Source organism: Enterobacter cloacae complex sp. S1 (assembly GCF_014930525.1).
In the GTDB taxonomy this organism is placed as follows: Bacteria; Pseudomonadota; Gammaproteobacteria; order Enterobacterales; family Enterobacteriaceae; genus Enterobacter; species Enterobacter hormaechei_C.
On the sequence record NZ_JADBRE010000076.1, the window covers coordinates 1 to 871 of the forward strand.

1 protein-coding gene is annotated in these 871 nt (G+C 34.8%); it reads right to left on the reverse strand.

Features of this window, described 5'->3' with window-relative positions:
• Positions 1–704 (reverse strand): ParB N-terminal domain-containing protein (locus IM290_RS21485; RefSeq protein WP_193354513.1); only part of this gene is annotated, 704 nt, incomplete at its 3' end.
• Positions 705–871 lie beyond the last annotated feature (167 nt).

Consider the following 871-nt stretch of genomic DNA (forward strand, 5'->3'; position numbering starts at 1 on the left):
ATGTTATCTTGATAGATTTTTTTTAATTCATCTGTAGTCATTTTTTTCTTTTTCTTTGTTATCCCAAAGTTATTATTTAGGTATCCTTTCAAGCCTTCATCTCGTGAGTCAAGTATCTCACGTATTTTTCCTACATCTTTGTGTTTTATTAGACCTTTATCAAATGCTTTAATTAACAATTCCTGACCACCTTCAAAATCGACTCTTGCAATCTCAACAGCAAGCGAGATAGGTATGCTTCCTGATTCTACAGCGGATAATAATTTATTTTCACCTTTACTGATAAGCATTGTCAGACTTGTTATCCAGTGTAATGATAATCCAGTCGAGTTAGATATTTCTTTATTGGTTAATCCTTGCTCTGTCATTTCCTTTATACGTTGGAACTGTTCACCAGCACGAGGAACTACTCTTGCCATATTTTCAACCAGACTCATTATGTAGGCTTTGTTTTCATCTATATCAAGTACGATTGCTGGTGTTAATTCTTCTCCTAAAGCTGTCAATGATTCGAGCCTTCCTTGACCACAAATTAAAGCGAATTGATACTTTTTGTCCACGATTCGACGTACGGTTATTGGCTTTCTCAGTCCACTTGCGTCGATACTTTCAGTAATTTCCGAATGTCGAAGTTTATTTCGTGAACGTGGGATGACTACTTTTATGTCGGATATCTTAATCATGTGGATTTGATCATCTTTCATTTAAGCTACTTCCTTTTTATTGGTCGAAAGCATTTTAAAAAATATGTTGATATCGTCGAATCGATACATCTCAAAGAGAAGGCTGTTATTTTCTTTTAGGTTTAATTCATTTTCAAATGAATCAATAGAAGGGAGGATATAGTAATCAAGGGGGACGCTATTAAGGC